18 protein-coding genes and 1 tRNA gene are annotated in these 19293 nt (G+C 72.5%); 10 read left to right on the top strand and 9 right to left on the bottom strand.

What is annotated here, in order from left to right; all coding sequences use genetic code 11:
- Nucleotides 1-146: 146 nt before the first annotated feature.
- A complete protein-coding gene (locus ACIRDU_RS05925; protein ID WP_403574983.1) occupies nucleotides 147-1412 on the top strand; it encodes a M6 family metalloprotease domain-containing protein in 1266 nt (421 codons plus the stop codon).
- 58 nt (nucleotides 1413-1470) lie between these two features.
- On the opposite strand, the gene ACIRDU_RS05920 is transcribed toward ACIRDU_RS05925, so the two are convergent.
- From ACIRDU_RS05920 to ACIRDU_RS05890, 7 genes are all read right to left on the bottom strand, one after another.
- Nucleotides 1471-1544 (bottom strand) — tRNA-Lys (locus ACIRDU_RS05920).
- Nucleotides 1535-2161: a bifunctional DNA primase/polymerase gene (locus tag ACIRDU_RS05915; RefSeq protein WP_403574980.1), complete on the bottom strand. Its 627-nt coding sequence runs from the start codon at nucleotides 2159-2161 to the stop codon at nucleotides 1535-1537. The genes ACIRDU_RS05920 and ACIRDU_RS05915 overlap by 10 nt, the downstream gene beginning before the upstream one ends.
- A 134-nt stretch (nucleotides 2162-2295) precedes the next feature.
- Nucleotides 2296-2664 (bottom strand): hypothetical protein, encoded by a 369-nt coding sequence (locus ACIRDU_RS05910; protein WP_403574977.1) that lies wholly within the window; start codon nucleotides 2662-2664, stop codon nucleotides 2296-2298.
- 157 nt (nucleotides 2665-2821) lie between these two features.
- Complete coding sequence (locus tag ACIRDU_RS05905) at nucleotides 2822-4195, bottom strand: AAA family ATPase (RefSeq protein WP_403574974.1); 1374 nt, start codon at nucleotides 4193-4195, stop codon at nucleotides 2822-2824.
- Nucleotides 4192-5784: a hypothetical protein gene (locus ACIRDU_RS05900; protein ID WP_403574971.1), complete on the bottom strand. Its 1593-nt coding sequence runs from the start codon at nucleotides 5782-5784 to the stop codon at nucleotides 4192-4194. The genes ACIRDU_RS05905 and ACIRDU_RS05900 overlap by 4 nt, the downstream gene beginning before the upstream one ends.
- The gene (locus tag ACIRDU_RS05895; protein ID WP_403574968.1) at nucleotides 5775-6896 is read right to left on the bottom strand and encodes a hypothetical protein; all 1122 of its coding nucleotides are present in this window, start codon (nucleotides 6894-6896) and stop codon (nucleotides 5775-5777) included. The genes ACIRDU_RS05900 and ACIRDU_RS05895 overlap by 10 nt, the downstream gene beginning before the upstream one ends.
- Entirely contained in the window at nucleotides 6847-7797 is a 951-nt protein-coding gene (locus ACIRDU_RS05890) for a phosphatase PAP2 family protein (protein ID WP_403574965.1), read from the bottom strand. Before ACIRDU_RS05890 ends, ACIRDU_RS05895 begins: the two co-directional genes overlap by 50 nt.
- Nucleotides 7798-7984: 187 nt before the next feature.
- Between ACIRDU_RS05890 and ACIRDU_RS05885 the strand changes: the two genes are divergently transcribed.
- Nucleotides 7985-8578 carry a histidine phosphatase family protein gene (locus ACIRDU_RS05885; RefSeq protein WP_403574962.1) on the top strand — a complete coding sequence of 198 codons (594 nt, stop codon included), beginning with the start codon at nucleotides 7985-7987 and terminating at the stop codon, nucleotides 8576-8578.
- Here ACIRDU_RS05885 and ACIRDU_RS05880 read toward each other — a convergent pair.
- A complete protein-coding gene (locus tag ACIRDU_RS05880; protein WP_403574959.1) occupies nucleotides 8575-10026 on the bottom strand; it encodes a hypothetical protein in 1452 nt (483 codons plus the stop codon). The two genes, ACIRDU_RS05885 and ACIRDU_RS05880, sit on opposite strands and share 4 nt — an antisense overlap.
- 298 nt (nucleotides 10027-10324) lie before the next feature.
- Here ACIRDU_RS05880 and ACIRDU_RS05875 point away from each other — a divergent pair, with 298 nt between their 5' ends.
- Together ACIRDU_RS05875 and ACIRDU_RS05870 are read left to right on the top strand one after the other, a co-directional pair.
- Nucleotides 10325-10732 carry a hypothetical protein gene (locus tag ACIRDU_RS05875; protein ID WP_403574956.1) on the top strand — a complete coding sequence of 136 codons (408 nt, stop codon included), beginning with the start codon at nucleotides 10325-10327 and terminating at the stop codon, nucleotides 10730-10732.
- A gap of 64 nt (nucleotides 10733-10796) precedes the next feature.
- Nucleotides 10797-11669 carry a spermidine synthase gene (locus ACIRDU_RS05870; protein ID WP_403574953.1) on the top strand — a complete coding sequence of 291 codons (873 nt, stop codon included), beginning with the start codon at nucleotides 10797-10799 and terminating at the stop codon, nucleotides 11667-11669.
- Nucleotides 11670-11682: 13 nt separating this feature from the next.
- Here ACIRDU_RS05870 and ACIRDU_RS05865 read toward each other — a convergent pair whose 3' ends face one another.
- Nucleotides 11683-12213 carry a hypothetical protein gene (locus tag ACIRDU_RS05865; protein WP_403574950.1) on the bottom strand — a complete coding sequence of 177 codons (531 nt, stop codon included), beginning with the start codon at nucleotides 12211-12213 and terminating at the stop codon, nucleotides 11683-11685.
- Between the two features lie 162 nt (nucleotides 12214-12375).
- On the opposite strand from ACIRDU_RS05865, the gene ACIRDU_RS05860 reads away from it, so the two are divergent.
- The 6 genes from ACIRDU_RS05860 to ACIRDU_RS05835 all read left to right on the top strand — a co-directional run bounded on the left by ACIRDU_RS05860 (nucleotide 12376) and on the right by ACIRDU_RS05835 (nucleotide 19271).
- Nucleotides 12376-13080: a response regulator transcription factor gene (locus ACIRDU_RS05860; RefSeq protein WP_403574947.1), complete on the top strand. Its 705-nt coding sequence runs from the start codon at nucleotides 12376-12378 to the stop codon at nucleotides 13078-13080.
- Nucleotides 13077-14474, top strand: coding sequence for a sensor histidine kinase (locus ACIRDU_RS05855; RefSeq protein WP_403574943.1), 1398 nt, complete (start codon nucleotides 13077-13079; stop codon nucleotides 14472-14474). Before ACIRDU_RS05860 ends, ACIRDU_RS05855 begins: the two co-directional genes overlap by 4 nt.
- Nucleotides 14475-14661: 187 nt before the next feature.
- Nucleotides 14662-15975, top strand: coding sequence for an ABC transporter substrate-binding protein (locus ACIRDU_RS05850; protein ID WP_403574940.1), 1314 nt, complete (start codon nucleotides 14662-14664; stop codon nucleotides 15973-15975).
- Nucleotides 15976-16006: 31 nt separating this feature from the next.
- Complete coding sequence (locus ACIRDU_RS05845; protein ID WP_403574937.1) at nucleotides 16007-16990, top strand: carbohydrate ABC transporter permease; 984 nt, start codon at nucleotides 16007-16009, stop codon at nucleotides 16988-16990.
- Entirely contained in the window at nucleotides 16987-17928 is a 942-nt protein-coding gene (locus tag ACIRDU_RS05840; protein WP_403574934.1) for a carbohydrate ABC transporter permease, read from the top strand. The genes ACIRDU_RS05845 and ACIRDU_RS05840 overlap by 4 nt, the downstream gene beginning before the upstream one ends.
- Before the next feature lie 26 nt (nucleotides 17929-17954).
- The gene (locus ACIRDU_RS05835; protein WP_403574931.1) at nucleotides 17955-19271 is read left to right on the top strand and encodes a glycoside hydrolase family 36 protein; all 1317 of its coding nucleotides are present in this window, start codon (nucleotides 17955-17957) and stop codon (nucleotides 19269-19271) included.
- The last annotated feature ends 22 nt before the right edge of the window (nucleotides 19272-19293 follow it).

The following is a 19293-nucleotide window of genomic DNA, read 5'->3' as shown; positions in this document are numbered from 1 at the left end:
TTGTGACGTTCTGTGAGTGCTTCGGGGGTGTCGGCTTCCGCGATTTTTCGGCCCTTTCACCCGACCGGTGCAGGCAAACAGGGCGCGGTACGACAAATCACCACAGGCTGGGTGCGGTGTCCCGCGAACCGCACCCGGAGGTACCCGTGCCGCGTCCGTTTCCGCGCGCCCGACTGCGCAGCACCGCGGCCGTGTTCACCACCATGTCGGCGCTCGCGGCCACCTCCCTCGGCACCGGCCACTCGGCCGCGGGGCCCGACTCGGCCGCGCCCTGCGCCCTGACGCGAACCGACGCCCACCACTCGGAGGGCCTGGACACGTGGAACGACGCCTATCCGCGCCCGGCCCGGGCACTGGACGCGGTCATGGTCTTCCTGTCCTTCCCGGACTCCCACCCGCTGACCACCCCGCAGGAGCTGACCGCCGACCACTTCCCGGCCACCACCCGCTTCTTCGAACGCGCTTCCTATGGTCGCTTCACCCTGCGCCCGCACCCGCTCCGGCACTGGATCCGGATGCCGAGGCCGTCCACCGCGTACGACATACAGCGCGACTGGAGCCCCGAGCATCGGGCCGCGTACCTGCGCGACGCCCTCTCCGTGGCCGACCCGCAGGTGGACTTCTCGCGCTACGACGTCGTGTACTTCGTCGCCGACCCGGACGCGCCCGGCGTGGACTCCGACGCGACCAAGGTGGTGAACCTGACGAGCCCGCTGCGGGCCGACGGCACCGACCTGCGCCGGGTCGTCACGGTGTTCGAACAGCACCCGCCGGACCGGCTGGTCCTCGCCCACGAGACCGGGCACGTGTTCGACCTGCCCGACCTGTACCACCGGCCCGTGGACGGCAAGGGCGACTGGGACACCCACGTCGGCGACTGGGACCTGATGGGCAGCCAGTTCGGACTCGCGCCCGACCTCTTCGCCTGGCACAAGTGGAAGCTGGGCTGGCTGAACCCGCGGCAGGTGCGGTGCGTGCAGGACGCCGGGCCCGCCCGGCTGACCCTGGAGCCGCTGGCGGCGGGGCCCGGAGGGCCGTCGACCGGGACCGGGGGCTCACAGGCCTTCGGTCTCGGGCGGGGCACCAAGCTCGCGGTGGTGCGGACGGGGCCCGACAGTGTGCTCGCCTTCGAGGCGCGGGGGCCGGTGGGCAACGACGTGGCCGCGTGCCGGCAGGGGGTGCTCGTGTACCGGGTGCGGGGCGGGGAGCAGTCCGGGGGCGGGCCCATCGAGGTGATCGACGCCCACCCGCACACCGAGGCGTGCTGGGAGGACTCCGTCTACCCGCCCCTCGCGGACGCGCCGATCGGCATCGGGGAGAGCTTCACCGTGCCGGGGGAGGAGGTGCGAGTGAAAGTGGAGGGGCGTACGGCTGCGGGGGCCTGGACCGTGAAGATCGCGGTGGGGCGCTGACGGGCCTCTACGGGGCATGCGGAAGGCCCCCCGCTCGCGCGAGGGGCCTTCCGGTCGGTGCGCCGCCAGGGACTCGAACCCCGGACCCGCTGATTAAGAGTCAGCTGCTCTAACCAACTGAGCTAGCGGCGCCTGCTGACGTCGTAGACCTTAGCACCCTGGTCGGCGGGAGGAAAAATCGAAATCCGCACGGCGGAGCGGGCCGCCCGGACGGCCGCCCAGAGCAGTACCTCGGGGCCGGGAAGCCAGGGCTGACGGGTGTCCGGGGCGACCAGCCAGCGGGAGGCGGAGCGCGGAGGGGCGGCGGCCCGGCCGGACCCCGGCCCGGTGGGCGAGGCGCTCGTCGACGGTGCCGGGACGGTCACCGCGTCGCCGGTGCCGTGGCACAGCAGCGGCGGCACCGCGTCCGTACGGCGGGTCTCCCGGCAGTCCCGTGCGCCCCACTCCTCCCACTCCAGCAGCGCGGGGAGTCGCTGAGCCGTCCCCGGGGCGGCGAACAGCAGCATCCGGCCCCGGAACTCCGCGACCGGCCCCGAGCCGGGGCCGTCGTCCCACAGCCGGTCGAGCATCCGGCGGCCGAACATCGCGGGCGCGCTGACCATGTCGAAGACCGACCCGCAGGGCAGCACGACGGGCGCGTCCGGCCGCTCCTCCCAGAGGGCGAGCGTGCTTCGCGGATACGTTCCTGCCGAGGCGAGCCAGGCGGCCCCGTCCAGGGTGACATCGGAGGCGTTCCATGCGCTGCTCATGGCATGCAGGTCTACCCGCCGTGAGCGCCCGGTTTCCGAGGGTTGCGGGAAATCGGGACAGGAGGGGGTAGGAGGGAGTATCTTGCCCGCCTGGCATATGCCAGATGATCGGCAAGGGCCGGTGCGGGGCCGTGTCAGGCGGTGTCGCCGGGCCCGCGGCCCTCGGCGCCGCCCCGCATCAGGTCCCGCCCGAACTCGACCATCTTCTTGGCGTAGTCCTCGGTCCACTCGGCCCGCTCGGCGATGTCCGCCGTCGTCAGCCGGTCGAACCTCCGCGGATCGGCCAGCTGCGCCGCCGCCATCGCCTGGAACTCCACCGCCCGGTCCGCCGCGGCCCGGAACGCCAGCGTCAGCTCCGTCGCCCGGGCCAGCAGGGCCCTGGGGTCGTCGATCGACTCGAGGTCGAAGAAGTGCTCAGGGTCGGAGGCCGCCTCCGCGGGCTCGAAGAGCAGGGGCGCGGGGCGTAGCCGCGGTTCGTTCCGACGCGGCGTGGGCTCCGCCATGTCTTCTCCTCCTCGTACGTCGCGCTGACCCTCCCGGTGGAGTGGGCCACCGTCCATTGTCTCGCGGGCGCGCAAGTGGGCATCGCGGTGGTGGGTACGGCTGCCACACCACCCGGTGTTCGTCAGGGCGTCCGGGACACGCCGAGTTCCGGCCAGATCACGGTCGCCACGCCACCCGGTGCTCCGCCAGATGCGCGAGCACCGCGTGATTGGCCTCCCAGCCGTCCGGGAACTTCACCACCGTTCCCAGCTGCACCGGCTCCGTCGACGGATAGTCGTCGAGCAGGTCGGTCACCCCCGCTCGGCAGACCACGATGCAGGCGTGCCGGTGGCGGGAGGCCAGGACGCAGAGGCGGCCGGTTTCCAGGTGGAAGGCCGTGGCGTCGGGACGGCCGGAGAGGGGGTGGAGGACCACCGTGACGTCGTACTCGCGGCCCTGCAACCGGTTCGCCGTGTCCACGATCACGTCGGTGACGCCGAGGCCGGCCAGGGCCGCCCGGACCGCGGCCGCCTGATCCCGGTGGGCCGTGCCGACGGCGATCCGGTCGGCGGTGAGGGGGGAAGGGACCGGGGTGGGGGTCCCCTCTGCTCGAGCGGAGCCGAGAGCTCGGGGGAGCTCCGAGGTCGCCGCACCCGCCCGGTCCAGCAGCCGCCGTACGACCGTGGCCACCGCCCGGACCGCCTCCGGGTCCGTGCGCGGAGTGTGCCGGGCGGGCAGTTCCAGCAGGCCCCAGCCCGACGCCGCCGCCTCGTCGATCACCCGGTCGGGGCCCGAGCCGTCCGACGGCACGCCGAAGGCCAGGGTCCGGTCGCCGGGGCCGGTGCCGCTGCGGAACGGCGTGTACGGGTAGAACGCGTCCGAGACCAGGGGCGCCGCGGAGGCCGGGAGCCGCCAGGAGACCGGCAGCCGGTGCTGGGGCAGGTCCGGGTTGTGCGCGAGCAGGGTCGTCACCGCCGAGGCCGACGGGTCGTACGCCAGACCCGCCCACTGCTCGCTGCCCACGATCGCGAACGGATCGAGCTGCCCCGGGTCGCCCACGAACAGCGCCCGCTCGAACAGCCCGGCCACCGCGAGCAGCGAGTCGGACCGCATCTGGTACGCCTCGTCGACGATGGCGTGCCGCCACGGCTCGTCGACCTTGACGTGCGCCCACTTCGCCGCCGTCGAGATCACCACGGCCAGTCCGGCGAGGTCGGCCGCCTTGGCCGACTTGCGTACGTTCTCCAGCTGGTCGAGCGCCTTGTCGTACGGGTCGGAGTCGCTGCTGTGCAGCCGGCCCACCGGCAGCTCGGGATTCTTCCCGGCGAGCCGCAGGACCAGGTCGTCGACCTGGGCGTTGGTCTGCGCGACCACCATCAACGGGTGGCCCGCCTCGGCCAGTTCCAGGGCCGCGCGGACCACCAGCGTGGACTTGCCCGCCCCCGGCGGGGAGTCCACGACGACACCGCGCGCGGTGCCGTGCAGCGTGTCGTGCAGGATCGCGTCGGTGGCCTGCGCCGCGGCGGCCGAGGGGTCGGAGATCGTGGTCACAGCACATCCTCCTCGGTCACCGGGTCGGCGGCCTCGAGCGCCGCCTCACCGGGCGGCCCGCCGTGCGTCCACGGCGTCTCCTCCGGGTCGGGCAGCTTCGCGCCGCCCCGCTGCTCGTGCTCGAAGAGCGTGAAGCAGACCCGGTCGCCCTTGTCCGGCACCGACCCGGGCTCGGGCTCCTTGCCGCGCCCCATCTTGTCGAGGATCCGCAGCACGACGCACGCGCCGTCCTCCTCGTCCGCGACGAACTCCGCCGACTGCGGCTTCCCGCCCAGCGACCGGTACACCTTCGTCCGCTCCCCGAGATGCGGACGGTCGTCCGTGCGCACCGTGACCAGGGGGCGGGGGCTGGGCCGCTTGCCGTCGCTGTAGGCCATCACGACGTCGGTGACCTCACCCGCGAACGCCTCCCCGGACAGCCGCCGACCCGCCATCACCAGCGGGTCGTCGAGGGCCTCCTGCGCCTCCAGCCGGGCCTGTTCGCGCTCGCGCGTGGCGAGCTTGTTCGCCGCGGTGACCGCGTCGTCGCGGCGCGGCTGCGGGGGCTCGCCGGCCAGGACGCGGTCGCGGTGGCCGGTGAACGACCAGCGGTCGCGGGTCCACCGCTCCTCGACCCGCGCCCCCTCGGGCAGCTCCCGCAGCAGGTCGAGACCCCGCCAGACCGCGTCCCAGGTGGGCCGGGTGCGGCTGAGGACCAGGTCGCGGATCTCCCGCTCGGCGGCGGTCAGCGCCCCGAGCCGGTCGTCGGCCTCCAGTCCGTCCTCGGCGGCGGCCAGAGCGGTGCGGGCACGGTCGTAGCGTTCGATGGCCGGGGCGAGCAGCTTGTTGTCGAACGCCGGGTCGGTGGCCGGACCGGCCGGCGGGCACGTCAGCTGGCCCTGCGCGTCCCGCTCCAGCTCGGCACGCAGCGCGGCCTCGGCCCCGGTGGTGCCCTCCGGCGGGTCGATCCAGGCGAGCAGCGCCCCCAGGTGCTGGTCCTCCAGGGAGGACTGCCCGGTCACCCAGTGCCGGCCCAGCACGTCGGTCATCGCCAGCAGCAGCGAGGAACCGGGCACCCGGGCCCGCTCCCCGAAGTGCGTCAGCCACCGCCCGAGCAGCGGCACCCGCGGCGGCGCCGGGAAGGGGGCCTCCGGATCCTGCTCGGCCGTACGCCGGAACCGCATCGAGCGCCCCAGCAACCGCACCAGGTCGATGCCCGCCCGGCTCGGCACGATCAGTTGCGGCGCGTCCGCGCACAGGTCGACCTCGACCTTGACGCGCTTGCCGGTCTCCGGGTCGGTCTCGGTGCGCTCGGCGGCCTCCACGGTCTCGGCGTACGCGTCGACGTACGGCAGCACGATGTCGGCCAGTTCGGCCAGGAACGCGAACCTGAGGTCGCGGTCACGGGGCTGCGGGACGGCCAGCAGACGCGGCGCGTCCCGGTCGGTGCCGACCAGCGCGCCGAGCGGGGCACCGGCCTCGCCGGCGGTGGTCAGCGGCACGAACACCAGCGGGCGGTCGCCGAGATGCCGGTGCCGGACGGTGGCGGCGGGCTGGGCACGGCCCGCGCTGACGGCTTCGAGGCGGGCCAGGGTGGAGATCAGCGACACGCCGCCTCCAGCGCCTCGGCGCGCAGGGCGGCCGCCCGGCGCAGGGCCGCCACGGCCGGGTCGTCGGGATCGCCCGCCTCGCCGCGCGCCGCGGCGAGGACGTCCTCCACGGTCGTCAGACCGCCCAGCTCCGCCCGCACCGGACGCCCGAGCGTGGTCACCGCGCCCTCCTGGCGGGACCGGGACCGGCAGTGGAAGGCCAGCTCGCACGCGGACAGACACTCGGGCGCGTACGTCGCCGGGACCGACTCCACGGCCGCCGCCAGGTCCTCGGCGGGCAGCTCGGGCGAGAAGCACGTGCCCGCGGGGAGCGCGTCGGCGATGTCCTCGATTCGGGTCAGCCGGGCCAGCTGGCGGGCCGTCACCGCCCGCTGCTTGCGGACGTCGACGGCGGACGCGGCCGGCAGATTGGAGAAGTCCCGGGGGCAGACCAGCAGGACCCGGTGCCGCACGCGCGGGGCCGGGTCCAGACGGGCCGCGACCTCCTCCAGCGCCAGCACGTACACCGCCGCCTGCCGGGCCGCCGCCCCGACCTTCGCCGGGTCCGCCGAACCGTCCAGCAGCGGGAAGGACTTGATCTCCACCACCGTCCAGCTGCCGTCCGGGTGCACCACCACCGCGTCCGGCTCCAGGAACGCGGGGGAGCCGGCGACGTCCAGCGCCAGCATCGGATGGTCGAGCAATGTCCACGCGCCCGGGTGCGCGGCGGCCTCCCGCAGCTCCAGCTCCGTACGGGCCGTGCGCCCCTGAGGGCCGATCGCCGTCAGGTCGGGCACGCGCGCCTGTGCGGGCGGCTCGGCGGACCGGTCGAGCTTCTCGTGCACCAGCCGCAGCAGCTCGGCGCCGCCGTCGGCCTTGACCTTCGCCTCGAAGGCGTTGCCTCTGGTGAGCGCGAACTGCGACTGCCCGAAAGCCGACGGCGAGCCCAGCGCGCTCGCCAGCGCCGCCTTGTTCACCCCGGCGCCGTCGAGGATCGCGCGCCGCGCACAACCGGGGTTGGCGGCCAGCGCCGCCAGAGCGCGCGCGTCCAGTGCCTTCGCGGGTACGTCCGGGCCGCGCAGCTCAGCGAGCCGGTGCCGGAGCGCCGTCCCCCGCGTCCTTGGGGGAGGCACCCGGCTCGGCTCCCGCTCCGACCGACTCGCGCTGCCGTGGAATTCGCTCACCCGCGGAAGTCTGGCATCCGGCACTGACAATCGAGGAACCTGCGGCGGAAGAGTCCGCCGCGACCGGTGCGGCGGACGGCACGAACCGTGCCTTGACCCGGTCCGCGGTACGCATCACGAAGGGCGCCAGCAGCAGCCCGACGCCCATGACGGCCGCGCCCGCGGCCGCGTCGAGGAAGTAGTGGTTGGCGGTGCCCATGACCACGATCGTCGTGATCAGGGGGTAGGCGACACCGGCCGCCTTCGCCAGGCGCGTACCGCCGAAGCGCCACAGCATCACACCGCACCACAGGGCCCAGCCCACGTGCAGACTCGGCATGGCCGCGTACTGGTTGGTCATGTCCCCCATGCCGCGCGGCGCGCTCGCCGCGCCGCCCCACCAGCCGTACGAGCTGTACTGCGCCATCGTGTCCACGAAGCCGTGGCTCGCGTCGAGGAGCCGGGGCGGGCAGGTCGGCAGCAGCGTGAAGCCGATCAGACCGATGAGGGTGGACGTCATCAGCCAGGTGCGCGCGGCGCGGTAGCGCACGGCGCGGGAACGGAAGAGCCACACCAGAACGGCCGGTGTGACCAGGTAGTGCAGCGACGCGTACCAGAAGTCGGCGGGTATGCCTATCCACGCCTCGCGCGTGAAGAGGCGGTTGAGCGGGTGCTCGAAGTTGAGATACAGCGCCTTCTCGAAGCGCAGGATCGACAGACCGTTGTCGACGGCGCCGGAGACGTCACCGCGGGCGAGGAGCCGGCCGGCCGAGTAGCACCCGTACACCAGCAGGATCAGCGGCAGCTCGGTCCACCAGCGTGGCCTGGGCGCGGGGGCCGCCTCGGTGCCCGGTGTATCGGTGTGCGGCATCCGATCGTCCTCCCCCTTCGTCATCACGCGTAGCCCGGTCGGCCGTGCCACTTTACGGTGTGTGCGCCCACCCCGGGGGGCGCCTCCGGCCCTCAAAGACGCAGAGATCGCCCCCCGGGTTGCCCGCGGCGGGCGTGCGCGATGATGGAGGAGTTCCCCTTGCGTTGTTCTTCCGGAAAGGTGCCCCATGGCCGCGCGCATCCTGCTGGCCCGCCACGGACAGACCGCGTGGTCCCTGTCCGGCAAGCACACGGGCAGGACCGACGTGCCGCTCCTGGAGGAGGGCCGGCGTGGCGCCAAGCTGCTCGGCGAGCGCCTGCACCGGGCGCCGTACGAGGGTCTGGCCGGCGTCGAGGTGCGCACAAGCCCGTTGGCACGCGCGCGGGAGACCTGCGAGCTGGCCGGCTTCGGCGACCGCGCTCGTACCTGGGACGCGTTGCTGGAGTGGGACTACGGGGCGTACGAGGGCATGACCCCCGCGGACATCCAGGCCGTCCGACCCGGCTGGCTGATCTGGCGCGACGGCGTCCCGGACGGAGAGACGCTCGCCGAGGTCACGGCCCGGGCCGACGAGGTGGTCTCCTGGGCCCGCTCGAAGGACCGCGACGTCCTGGTCTTCGCCCACGGGCACATCCTGCGCTCCATCGGGGCGCGGTGGCTGGGCCTGCCGATCGACTTCGCGGCCCGGATACGGCTGAACCCGACGTCACTGTCGGTGCTGGGCTGGGCCTATGGAGAGCCGGCCATCGAGAGCTGGAACGACCTGGGGCACCTCGTCTAGGTCATCCGCGGGGACGAGGCGTGCCTCTCCAGGAACGCCGACACCCCGGAGGCCCTGCGGTGCGGCAGCAGGACCCGGGCCGTGGCCGCCAGCATCGTCTGGACGCGGGACGACTGGACCTCCGCCAGCAGATCCAGCACCCGCATCCCCGCCACCGCCGCCTCGTCCGGCCGGCCCCCGCGTGCGAGGTCGTCCGCCAGCTCCGCCGTGTACAGGGCGATGTTCCGCGTGAAGTGCGGGTCCTGCAGCTCGGCCGCCCGCCGCGCGTGCCGGGCCGCCCGGGGCCAGTCGCCGAGCGTGGACCAGCACTGCGCCTCCAGACCCTCCAGTTCGGCCTCCCCGTAGAAGCTCATCCACTCGGGGTCGGCGTCCGAGGGACCCCGTTCGAAGAAGGCCTGCGCCCGGGCGAGTGCCTGCTCGCAGCCCACCCGGTCGGCGAGTCCCGCCCAGCCGCCCGCCTCGCGCAGGGCGAGCAGCGACATCAGCCGGGCCGATCCCACCGGCCGGGCGACGCGCTGCGCGGCCTGGGCGGCCCGGACCGCCTCGCGCGGCCGGCCCGCGTCGCGCGCCAGGAACGCCGTGTTGCAGAAGGCGTGCGCCTCCAGGCCCGGGTCGCCGGTTATCCGGGCGGTCGCCAGTGCCTCCGCGTAGTGGGAGCGGGCGTCGTCGAAGCGCCCCGAGTCGTGGGCCAGCCAGCCCACGGAGATGGCCAGTTCACCGGCGCCCGAGTAGAGCCGTTCCGCCGTCGTCTGCCGGGTCGCCCCGGCGTCCAGCAGGGCGTAGGCGGCACGCAGCGGGGCGGCGGCGCGACGGTAGAGACCGTCGGCCCCGTGCCGGTCGTCGAGCAGCCGGATCCGGCGGACGGCTTCTTCCAGGGCACCCGCGTCACTCGCCCCGGCGCGCCGCACGGGGCGCTGTGCCGCCGCGGCGTCGAGGGCGAGGCCGACAGGCCCCAGTGAGGCGGCGGCCACTGTGGCGCCTCCGCCGGTCATGAACGCGCGACGTAGCACGTCGCTCTCCTCGTAGGTGTCGTGCGGGTGGTGCGGGTCGTACGGGTTCTGCGTTTCATACGGCTCGCCCGCCCCGCTGGTCTCACGCGTGGCGCTCGCCGAGCTCGTGGTGCGCGCCAGGGGCGCGTCCCCGGTGTCGCGCGCCCGGCGTCCGCGTACCGATGAGCGGGGCGCGAACCCAAGGTCGGTGAGCGTGCGGCCTGTGAACATGTGCAGGAACACCCGTTCGTACGCGTAGTTGGGGCAGCGGATCTCGCCCGCCTCAACGCGGCCGATGTACCGCGCGTCACAGCTGACCTGCTCGCCGATCTCGAGCCCGGCCCGGCGGATCGCCGCGGCGAACTCGGCCGGCGAGCGCTGTCCGCGCAGTCGCCGGAAGGCGGCGTTCGGCCGTGGTGGCCGGTCGGGTCGAGACGAGGTCAGCGTTGACGACGCCATGGCCGGGTCCTCTCGTGCGAACCGTCGAACCATGCCGGATTCGAGGTGACCTGTAGCGAGTTGTCCACATGGTCTGCCCCGTGTCCGGCGGGCAAGAACGTACCTGCTGTGATGAAGCCACCACGCTGGGTTTGGCTACAAACCGGATATCTCATCCCTGATCTGCCATGAAGTGCCATCCTTTGCGGCTGACTTCCGCCGTAGCCGTTGACGCTCCACCGCGTTGAATCCTGCGGACCGGGAGGCCCCCGACTCCCGACCGCTCGTCCAAGCAGGGGTTCTCGTGGTGGAGGCCGGGATGGAGACCAGCCGGATCAACGATCCTCGTACGCAGCCGAGCAGACCGCCGGGCGCACCGGCCGTCGGCTGCGATGTGGTGACGGTGCCGGCACGACAAGGGCTGGAGGCGGTCGACATCCTGCGGCGCGGACCCGGGGACGCGGTAGGACCCGTGCTGCACGACGACGGCGGTGGCACCCTCGGCTTCCTGGTGCCGCCGGGGACGGCCGCCGCGTGGGACCTGCCGGGGAGCACCTGCACGCAGGTCGACGGACGCGGACCGACCCTGGCGCCCGAGCCTCCCGTGGAGGGCTCGGACTGGCTGCTGCCGCCCGGCGAGGCGGACCTCGCGACGGACCCCGCGGTGCTGCGCCAGGCCCTGGGTGAGGCCGCCCGCATGATCAAGGCAGCGGACAGCCGCCGCTGAGGCACCCGATGCCGGGCCGCCGGAGTGTACGCCCCGCTCAGCGGCCCGCCCTGATAATGAGCCCATGGGAAAGTCCAAGGGCGGCGGCCGGCGCAGACAGGCCGGAGCGGAGGCGGTCGCCGAGAGCGTCGACGGCGGGCTCGCCGAGCTGATCCCCGACCGTGAGCGGGCCCGGGCCTGGACCCTGGTGATCGACGGAGCCCCGCAGTCGCACGTCGACCTGGACGACCCGTCCTACCTGTCCTTCGAGTACCAGCGCCGCCTCGGGCACGTGATAGACCTCACCGCCCCGCCCGGCCGGCCCCTGCACGCCGTACACCTCGGCGGCGGCGCGCTCACCCTCGCCCGCTACGTCGCAGCCACCCGGCCCCGCTCCACCCAGCAGGTCGTCGAACGGGACGGTGCCCTCGTCCAACTGGTCCGGCGCGCGCTGCCGTTGGACCCGAACGCGCGCATCCGGGTGCGGTCCGCCGACGCCCGCGACGGCCTCGCCAAGGTGCCGGACGGCTGGGCCGACCTCGTCATCACCGACGTGTTCAGCGGGACCCGGACACCGGCCCACCTGACCTCGACCGAGTTCCTCGACGACGTGCGCAGGGCCCTCAAGCCCGGCGGTGTCTACGCCGCCAACCTCGCCGACGGACCACCGCTCGCCCACCTGCGCGGCCAGATCGCCACCGCCGCCGCCCGCTTCGAGCAGCTCGCGCTGGTCGCGGATCCGGCGGTGCTGCGCGGCAAGCGCTTCGGCAACGCCGTCCTGGTCGCCTCCGACCACCCGCTGCCCGTCGCCGAACTGACCCGCCTCGCCGCCTCCGACCCGCACCCCGCCCGCGTCGAGCACGGCAGGGCGCTCACCGACTTCACCGGCGGGGCCGCGCCCGTCACGGACCTCGCGGCGGTGGCGTCGCCCGCACCGCCCGCGTCGGTGTTCAGATGACCGCGTACGGCACTCAGTAGGTCCCGATCTCCACCCGGGGCGGACCGTCGTGCCAGGTGCAGAACACCGACACCCGGTCCGCGCCCGAGGCGAACTCCACGCGGATCCACGACTCCGTCTTCCACACCTGCATCGACCAGCCCGACCCGGGCGTCGCCGAGACCAGGGAGGCGGAGGTCCTCCCCAGGTCGAAGACCGCCCGGCCGCCGTCGGTGTCATAGCTCTCGACCCGGCCGGAGGCGGCGGAGGCGGCGCTGGGCGAGGGTGAGGGTGAGGGCGAGGCCGTGGAGGCGGGGCTCGGTTTCCCGGACGTGGACGCCGGAGGCGTGCTCGGCTTCCGCCGCTTCGGCGGAGGCGTCCGTTCCGGCGGCGTGGCCAGAGCCGTCGGCTCCTGCGTCGACACGTCGGCGGCCTTGATGGGCAGGGCGCGCGGGGGGTCGTAGGCCGTTCCCGCCATCACCGTGTGGACACCCCACCACGACAGCGTGACCGCCGCGCCCGTGGCGAGCAGCCAGGCCAGTACGTGTACGAGTCCTCTGCGCATCGCGGGCCATACTGCCTCACGGGTCCCACGCGTTGCCCGCAATCCGGGTTGCGCGGACCCATGTTGCCCGCAATCCGGGCCGTGCGGACCCATGTTGCCCCCGAGCGGGGAGTTGTCCACAGGCCCCCACCCGGCTGTTCGAGATGGCGTACGGTGCGGCGCATGGCAAGTGTGCTCGTGGTCGAGGACGACCAGTTCGTACGCTCGGCGCTGATCCGGCACCTGACCGACGCCGCACACACCGTGCGCAGTGTCGGGACGGCGCTGGAGGCGCTGCGCGAGGTCGCCCATGTCCGCTTCGACGTGGTGATCCTGGACCTCGGACTGCCCGATCTCGACGGGTCCGAGGCCCTGAAGATGCTGCGCGGGATCACGGACGTGCCGGTGATCGTCGCCACGGCCCGGGACGACGAGACGGAGATCGTCCGGCTGCTCAACGCCGGGGCGGACGACTACCTGACCAAGCCCTTCTCGGTCGAACACCTGTCTGCCCGTATGGCGGCCGTGCTGCGCCGCGCCCGCACCGGTACCGGGGAAGGGGAGCCGTCCCCGGTGATCCGGGTCGGCGGCCTCACCGTCGACCCGCTGCGCCGCCAGGCCGAGCTGGACGGCGCGCGACTGGACCTCACCCGCCGCGAGTTCGACCTGCTCGCCTTCCTGGCCCGCCGCCCCGGTGTCGTCGTCCGCCGCAAGGAGCTGCTCGCCGAGGTCTGGCAGCAGTCCTACGGCGACGACCAGACCATCGACGTCCATCTGTCCTGGCTGCGCAGGAAGCTGGGCGAGACGGCGGCGAACCCGCGCTATCTGCACACCCTGCGGGGCGTCGGTGTGAAGCTCGAACCACCGGGGGCGGAGGCGCCGCGATGAGGTGGGCCCTGGTCAAGGTGTCGCTGGCGGTGACCACCATGGTCGTGGTCGCCTTCGCGGTGCCGCTCGGGCTCGTCATCCGCGAGATGGCCCGCGACCGCGCCTTCTCGGGCGCCGAGCGGGAGGCCGCGGCCGTCGCCCCCGCCCTGTCCATCACCACCGACCGCGACCAGCTCGAGCGGGTCGTCGCCTCCGCCGGCTCCGACGCCGGGATGGCCGTGCACCTCCCGGCGGGCGACGGCCAGGAGGCCCTCGCGCTGGGGCGGCGGCGCGCAGCCGCCGAGGACATCGCGGCCGTGCGGAAGCTGGGCCGCGCCTCCACCACCGGCGTCACCGGCGGCTCCACGCTGCTCCAGCCGGTCGCGCTCAGCACCGGCAAGATCGCGGTCGTCGAGGTGTACGTGCCGGAGTCCGAGGTCACCAACGGCGTGGGCACGGCCTGGGCGGTGCTCGCCGCGGTCGGGGTGGCCTTGATCCTCGGCTCGGTCGCGGTCGCCGACCGGCTGGGAGTGCGCATGGTCCGGCCCGCGCAACATCTGGCCGAAGGGGCGCACGACCTGGGGGAGGGCCGGCTGGGCGCACGCGTGCCCGAGGAGGGCCCGACCGAACTGCGGCTCGCGGCGGTCGCGTTCAACTCGATGGCCGACCAGGTCGTCCAGCTCCTCGCCAACGAGCGGGAGCTGGCGGCCGACCTGTCCCACCGGCTGCGGACGCCCCTGACCGTGCTGCGGCTCAACACCGCCTCGCTCGGCGAGGGACCCGCCGCCGACCAGACCCGGACCGCGGTCGAGCAGCTGGAGCGCGAGGTCGACACCATCATCCGTACGGCCCGGGAGGCCAAGCCGCAGACGGTCGCGGCCGGTCCGGGCGCCGGATGTGACGCGGCCGAGGTGGTCCGGGAGCGGATGGCGTTCTGGTCCGCGCTCGCGGAGGACGAGGGCCGCAAGTGGCGGATGGCCGGGGCCGACCGGCCGGTGCGCATACCCGTGGCCCGCGCCGACCTGGCCGCCGCGCTCGACGCGCTGCTCGGCAACGTCTTCCGGCACACCGCGGAGGGCACCGCCTTCGCGGTCGACCTGCACAACGGCGAGGACGCGGTGATCGTCCTCGTCTCCGACGCCGGCCCCGGCATACCCGACCCCGAGTCGGCGATGGCGCGGGGCCGCGGCTCCGGGAATGACGGCTCGACCGGGCTCGGCCTGGACATCGTGCGCCGGCTCGCGGAGTCCACCGGCGGGGATGTACGGATCGGCTCCTCGGTGCTCGGCGGGACCGAGGTGCGGATCTGGATCCAGCTGGACGGCCGCGCCCCCGCGAGCAGAGGGCACCGGCAGCTGCGGCGTCGCCGCCGCGGCAGGTTCGCTGCCGTGTACAGCCGCTCCCGGTCCCTCTGAGCGCTCCCGGATCCGCCGTCTTCACGGGACGGTCACGTTTCGACAAATGAACGGGACGGCTCTTGACGCATGACCTGACATGCGGCTGTCATTGCGCCACCGTGTTCGGTCAAGTTGATTTCTGGTCGATTGCGACTGGATTTCACGCCGCACCCTCGTGGCCGAACCCTGCCTTCAGGAGCCGTTCATGCACGACCTCTCTCCCTCCGGATTCTCCCTCCCCGCCCCCAGCCGCCGCACCCTGCTGCGCGGCGTGGGCGGCGCGGCCCTGCTCGGCGCCGGGATACCCCTGCTGAGCGCCTGCGGCGGCAGCGGCTCGTCCGCCGACCCGAAGACGGTCAGTCTCGGCTCCAACTCGTCCGACGCCGTGCCGAAGAAGGCGTTCGCCGAGATCTACGCCGCCTTCACGAAGAAGTCCGGCATCAAGGTCGACGTGAACACCAAGGACCACAACACGTTCCAGGAGCAGATCAACTCCTACCTGCAGGGCACGCCCGACGACGTGTTCACCTGGTTCGCCGGCTACCGCATGCAGTTCTTCGCGGCGAAGAAGCTGGCCACGCCGATCGACGACGTGTGGCAGAAGATCGGCGGCAACTTCCCCGAGGCGATGCAGAAGCTCAGCAAGGGCGCGGACGGCAAGTACTACTTCGTGCCGCTGTACACGTACCCGTGGGCGGTGTTCTACCGCAAGAGCGTCTTCGCCCAGCACGGGTACAAGGTCCCCACCACCTGGGACGACTTCGTCGCCCTGTGCAAGCGCATGCAGAAGGACGGGCTGGTCCCGATCGCCTTCGGCGACAAGGACGCCTGGCCCGCGATGGGCACCTTCGACCAGATCAACTTCCGCACCAACGGCTACGACTTCCACGTCGAGCTGATGGCCGGCAAGGCCTCCTGGACCGACCCCAAGGTGCGCAAGGTCTTCGACCACTGGACGGAGATCCTGCCCTACCACCAGGAGGGCGCGGTCGGCCGCACCTGGCAGGACGCCGCCCAGACGCTGGTGGCCAAGAAGGCCGGCATGTACCTCCTGGGCACCTTCGTGGGCCAGCAGTTCACCAACAAGGCCGACCTGGACGACCTGGACTTCTTCGCCTTCCCGGAGATCGACCCGCAGTTCGGGCAGGACACCGTCGAGGCGCCCACCGACGGCTTCATGCTCTCCAAGGCCCCGAAGAACCACGACGGCGCCGTCAAGCTCCTGGAGTACCTGGGCACGCCCGAGGCCGAGCAGATCTACCTCAAGGCCGACTCCAGCGTGGTGGCCGCCTCCACCAAGGCCGACACATCCTCGTACACCGCGCTCCAGAAGAAGTCCTACGAGATGATCTCCGGCGCCAAGAGCCTGACGCAGTTCATGGACCGCGACTCCCGGCCGGACTTCACGTCGACGGTGATGCAGCCGGCGCTGCAGAACTTCGTCCGCAACCCGAAGAACATCGACAGCATCCTCTCGTCGATCGAACGCCAGAAGAAGACGATCTTCGCCTCCTCCTGACCGAACGGAGACTCGACGACTCGGATCCGACATGACTGCCACCCCCGCGAAGGCTCCGGAGCCGGCCACCCCGCCGGCTCCGGGGCCCGGCCCCACGTCCCCGTCCGCCAAGACGCCCCAAGGACACCGGCGTCTGCTCACCCGCCGCGACCGCATCACACTCGGCCTGATGGCCGGGGTGCCCACGATCCTGCACGTCGCCCTGGTGTGGCTGACGGCCCTCGCCTCGATCGCGCTGGCCTTCACCACCTGGGACGGCATCGGCTTCGACTCCATCAAGTGGGTCGGGCTGCAGAACTTCAGGGAACTGTTCACCAGCAACCCGCAGTTCTGGCCCGCCGTCGAGCACAACGTGATCTGGTTCGTGGTGCTCATCCTGCTGCCCACCCCGTTCGGCCTGTTCCTCGCCGTGCAGCTGGACAAGAAGATCCGCTTCAGCCGCGTCTACCAGACCGCGTTCTTCCTGCCGGTCGTGATGTCGCTGGCGGTCATCGGGTTCGTCTGGCAGTTGATCTACAACCCCGACACGGGCCTGATCAACAGCATCATCGGCGCCAACAAGCCCGGCCACTACATCGACTGGATCGGCGACCCGGACCTCAATCTGTGGGCCGTGCTCATCGCCGCCTCCTGGCGGCACGCCGGCTACATGATGATCCTCTACCTGGCCGGCCTGAAAAGCGTCGACCCCGCCCTGCGCGAGGCCTCCGCCCTGGACGGCGCCAGCGAGTGGCAGACGTTCAAGAACGTCATCTTCCCCACCCTGCGCCCGACCAACACCGTCGTCCTGGTCGTCACGATCATCGAGGCGCTGCGCGCCTTCGACCTGGTCTTCGTCTTCAACAAGGGCGCCCAGGGCACCGAACTGCTCTCCATCCTGGTCACCAACAACATCATCGGCGAGTCCAGCCGCATCGGATACGGCTCCGCGATCGCCGTCGTCCTGCTGGTGATCTCCCTCGCGGTGATCATCCCCTACCTGATCGCCACCTTCCGGAAGGAGCGGCGCGCATGAGCTCCCACCCGTCGCCCACCACCACCCTGAACGTGGCGCTTCACGCCGCCCCTTTGAACTCTGGCGCCCCGCGCAAGCAGCGCACCCCGATCCGCCCCGCCCGGATCCTGCTGCACACCTTCCTCGTCGTCACGGCGCTGGCCTGGCTCGCGCCCCTGCTGTGGGCGCTGCTCGCAGCGATGCGCCCGTACGCGGAGACCAGCACCAAGGGCTACGTCTCCTGGCCGGACAAGCTCACCCTCGACAACTTCACCAACGCCTTCCAGCAGTCGGACATGTTGCATTACTTCGGCAACACCCTGCTGATCGCGGTCCCGGCGGTGCTGCTGACGCTGCTGCTGTCGTCGATGGTCGCCTTCTACGTCAGCCGCTTCGACTTCCGCCTCAACCTGTTCCTGCTGCTGGTGTTCACCGCCGGCAACCTGCTCCCGCAGCAGGTCATCATCACCCCGCTGTACCGGCTGTACCTGCTGATCGACCTGCCCGGCATCACCATGAGCGGCAAGCTCTACGACTCCGCCCTCGGCCTGGTGCTCATCCACGTGGCGTTCCAGTCCGGCTTCTGCGCCTTTGTGCTCAGCAACTACATGCGCTCGCTGCCCCACGAGCTGACCGAGGCCGCCCTCGTCGACGGCGCCTCCGTGTGGCGGCTGTACTGGCAGATCGTGCTGCCGCTGTGCAAGCCGGCGATGGCCGCCCTGGCCACCCTGCTGTCCATCTGGATCTACAACGACTTCTTCTGGGCCATCGTGCTGATCTCCACCGGCGAGAACATGCCGATCACCTCGGCGCTGAACAACCTCTCCGGCCAGTACTTCACCGACCCCAACCTGGTCGCCGCCGGCGCCCTGCTCACCGCCATCCCCACCCTGATCGTCTACTTCGCCCTCCAGCGCCAGTTCGTCAGCGGCCTCACCCTCGGCGCCAACAAGGGCTGACGCCCGCTCCCCGAAAGAGAACCTCCGTGCACCACCCCTTCACCCCCGTCGCCTCCGTGCCGGTCGACCCGCGCAGGGCGCGTGTCCACGAGGAGGGGTGGCAGTCCTGGAGCCCCAGCGGCGCCTACGCCCTGGACGCGACGCCCCACCGGCCGACCAACGCCAACTGGGCCACGGTCTGTTACCGCCCTGGGGTCACCGTCCCCGCCGCCGCCTTCCAGGGCGAGGGCCTGCTCCCGCTCGACCCCGGCGACGGCTCACCGGTCCGGCTCTGGGCGGCGGCCGAACCGACGCGTGAGGTGCCGTCGATCCGGCTGGCCATCGGGGACGGGCGGGTCGCCGAGATCAGCGCCGACGGCCCGGTGAAGGAGTGGACCGGCCCGGACATCCAGTCGGTCCTGGGTGACTGGGCCGTCGGCCTCGGTCTCGACGCCCCTCGCCCGGCACCGACCGTCTGGTGTTCCTGGTACGAGTACTTCACGGCCGTCACCGAGGACGACATCCACGAGAACCTCCGTGCGATGGACACCCTCGACCTGCCCGTCGACGTCGTCCAGATCGACGACGGCTACCAGCGGGCCCTCGGTGACTGGCTCATCCTCTCCGGCCGCTTCCGCTCCCGCGCCGCAATCGCCGAGAAGATCCACTCCCGCGGGCGCCGCGCCGGCATCTGGACGGCCCCGTTCCTCGTCGACCCGGCGAGCGACCTGGCCGCCGGGCACCCCGACTGGCTGGTCCGCGACACCGCCGGCGGCTTCGCGCACGCCGGGCGCAACTGGGGCCACGACCTGCGCGTCCTGGACACCACCCACCCGGACGCGGCGGCTTACCTGACCGAGGTCTTCACGACCCTGCGCGCGGAGGGCTACGACTACTTCAAGACCGACTTCCTCTACGCGGGCGCCCTGGACGGCGTACGCCACGCCGACGTCGACGCCCTGACGGCCTACCGCACCGGCATCGGCCTGATCCGCGCGGCCATCGGGGCGGACGCGTACCTCCTGGGCTGCGGCGCGCCGGTCCTCCCCTCCCTCGGTCTGTTCGACGCGATGCGCGTCAGCCCCGACACGGCCCCCCACCGCCGCCCCGAGGCCGGCGACCACAGCCAACCCGGCCAGGACCCGGCCGAGTTCACGGGAGCGGCCCGCCAGTGGCAGCACAACCGTCTCTGGATCAACGACCCGGACTGCCTGATGGCCCGCCCGGCGGTCGAGACGCGTGAGCAGTGGGCCGCGCATGTGGAGTCCACCGGGGGCCTGATGGCCTCCAGCGACCGGCTGCTGTCCCTGGACCAGTGGGGCGTGGAGACGACCCGCCGGCTCCTGTCGAGCACCCCCCGCTGAGACGGAGCGGGGCGCGGCACTC

Origin of the sequence: Streptomyces sp. NPDC093598 (assembly GCF_044764825.1) — a bacterium.
Lineage (GTDB): Bacteria > Actinomycetota > Actinomycetes > Streptomycetales > Streptomycetaceae > Streptomyces.
Note: the sequence above shows the minus strand (reverse complement) of the source record. Positions and strands in the feature narration are given on the sequence as shown.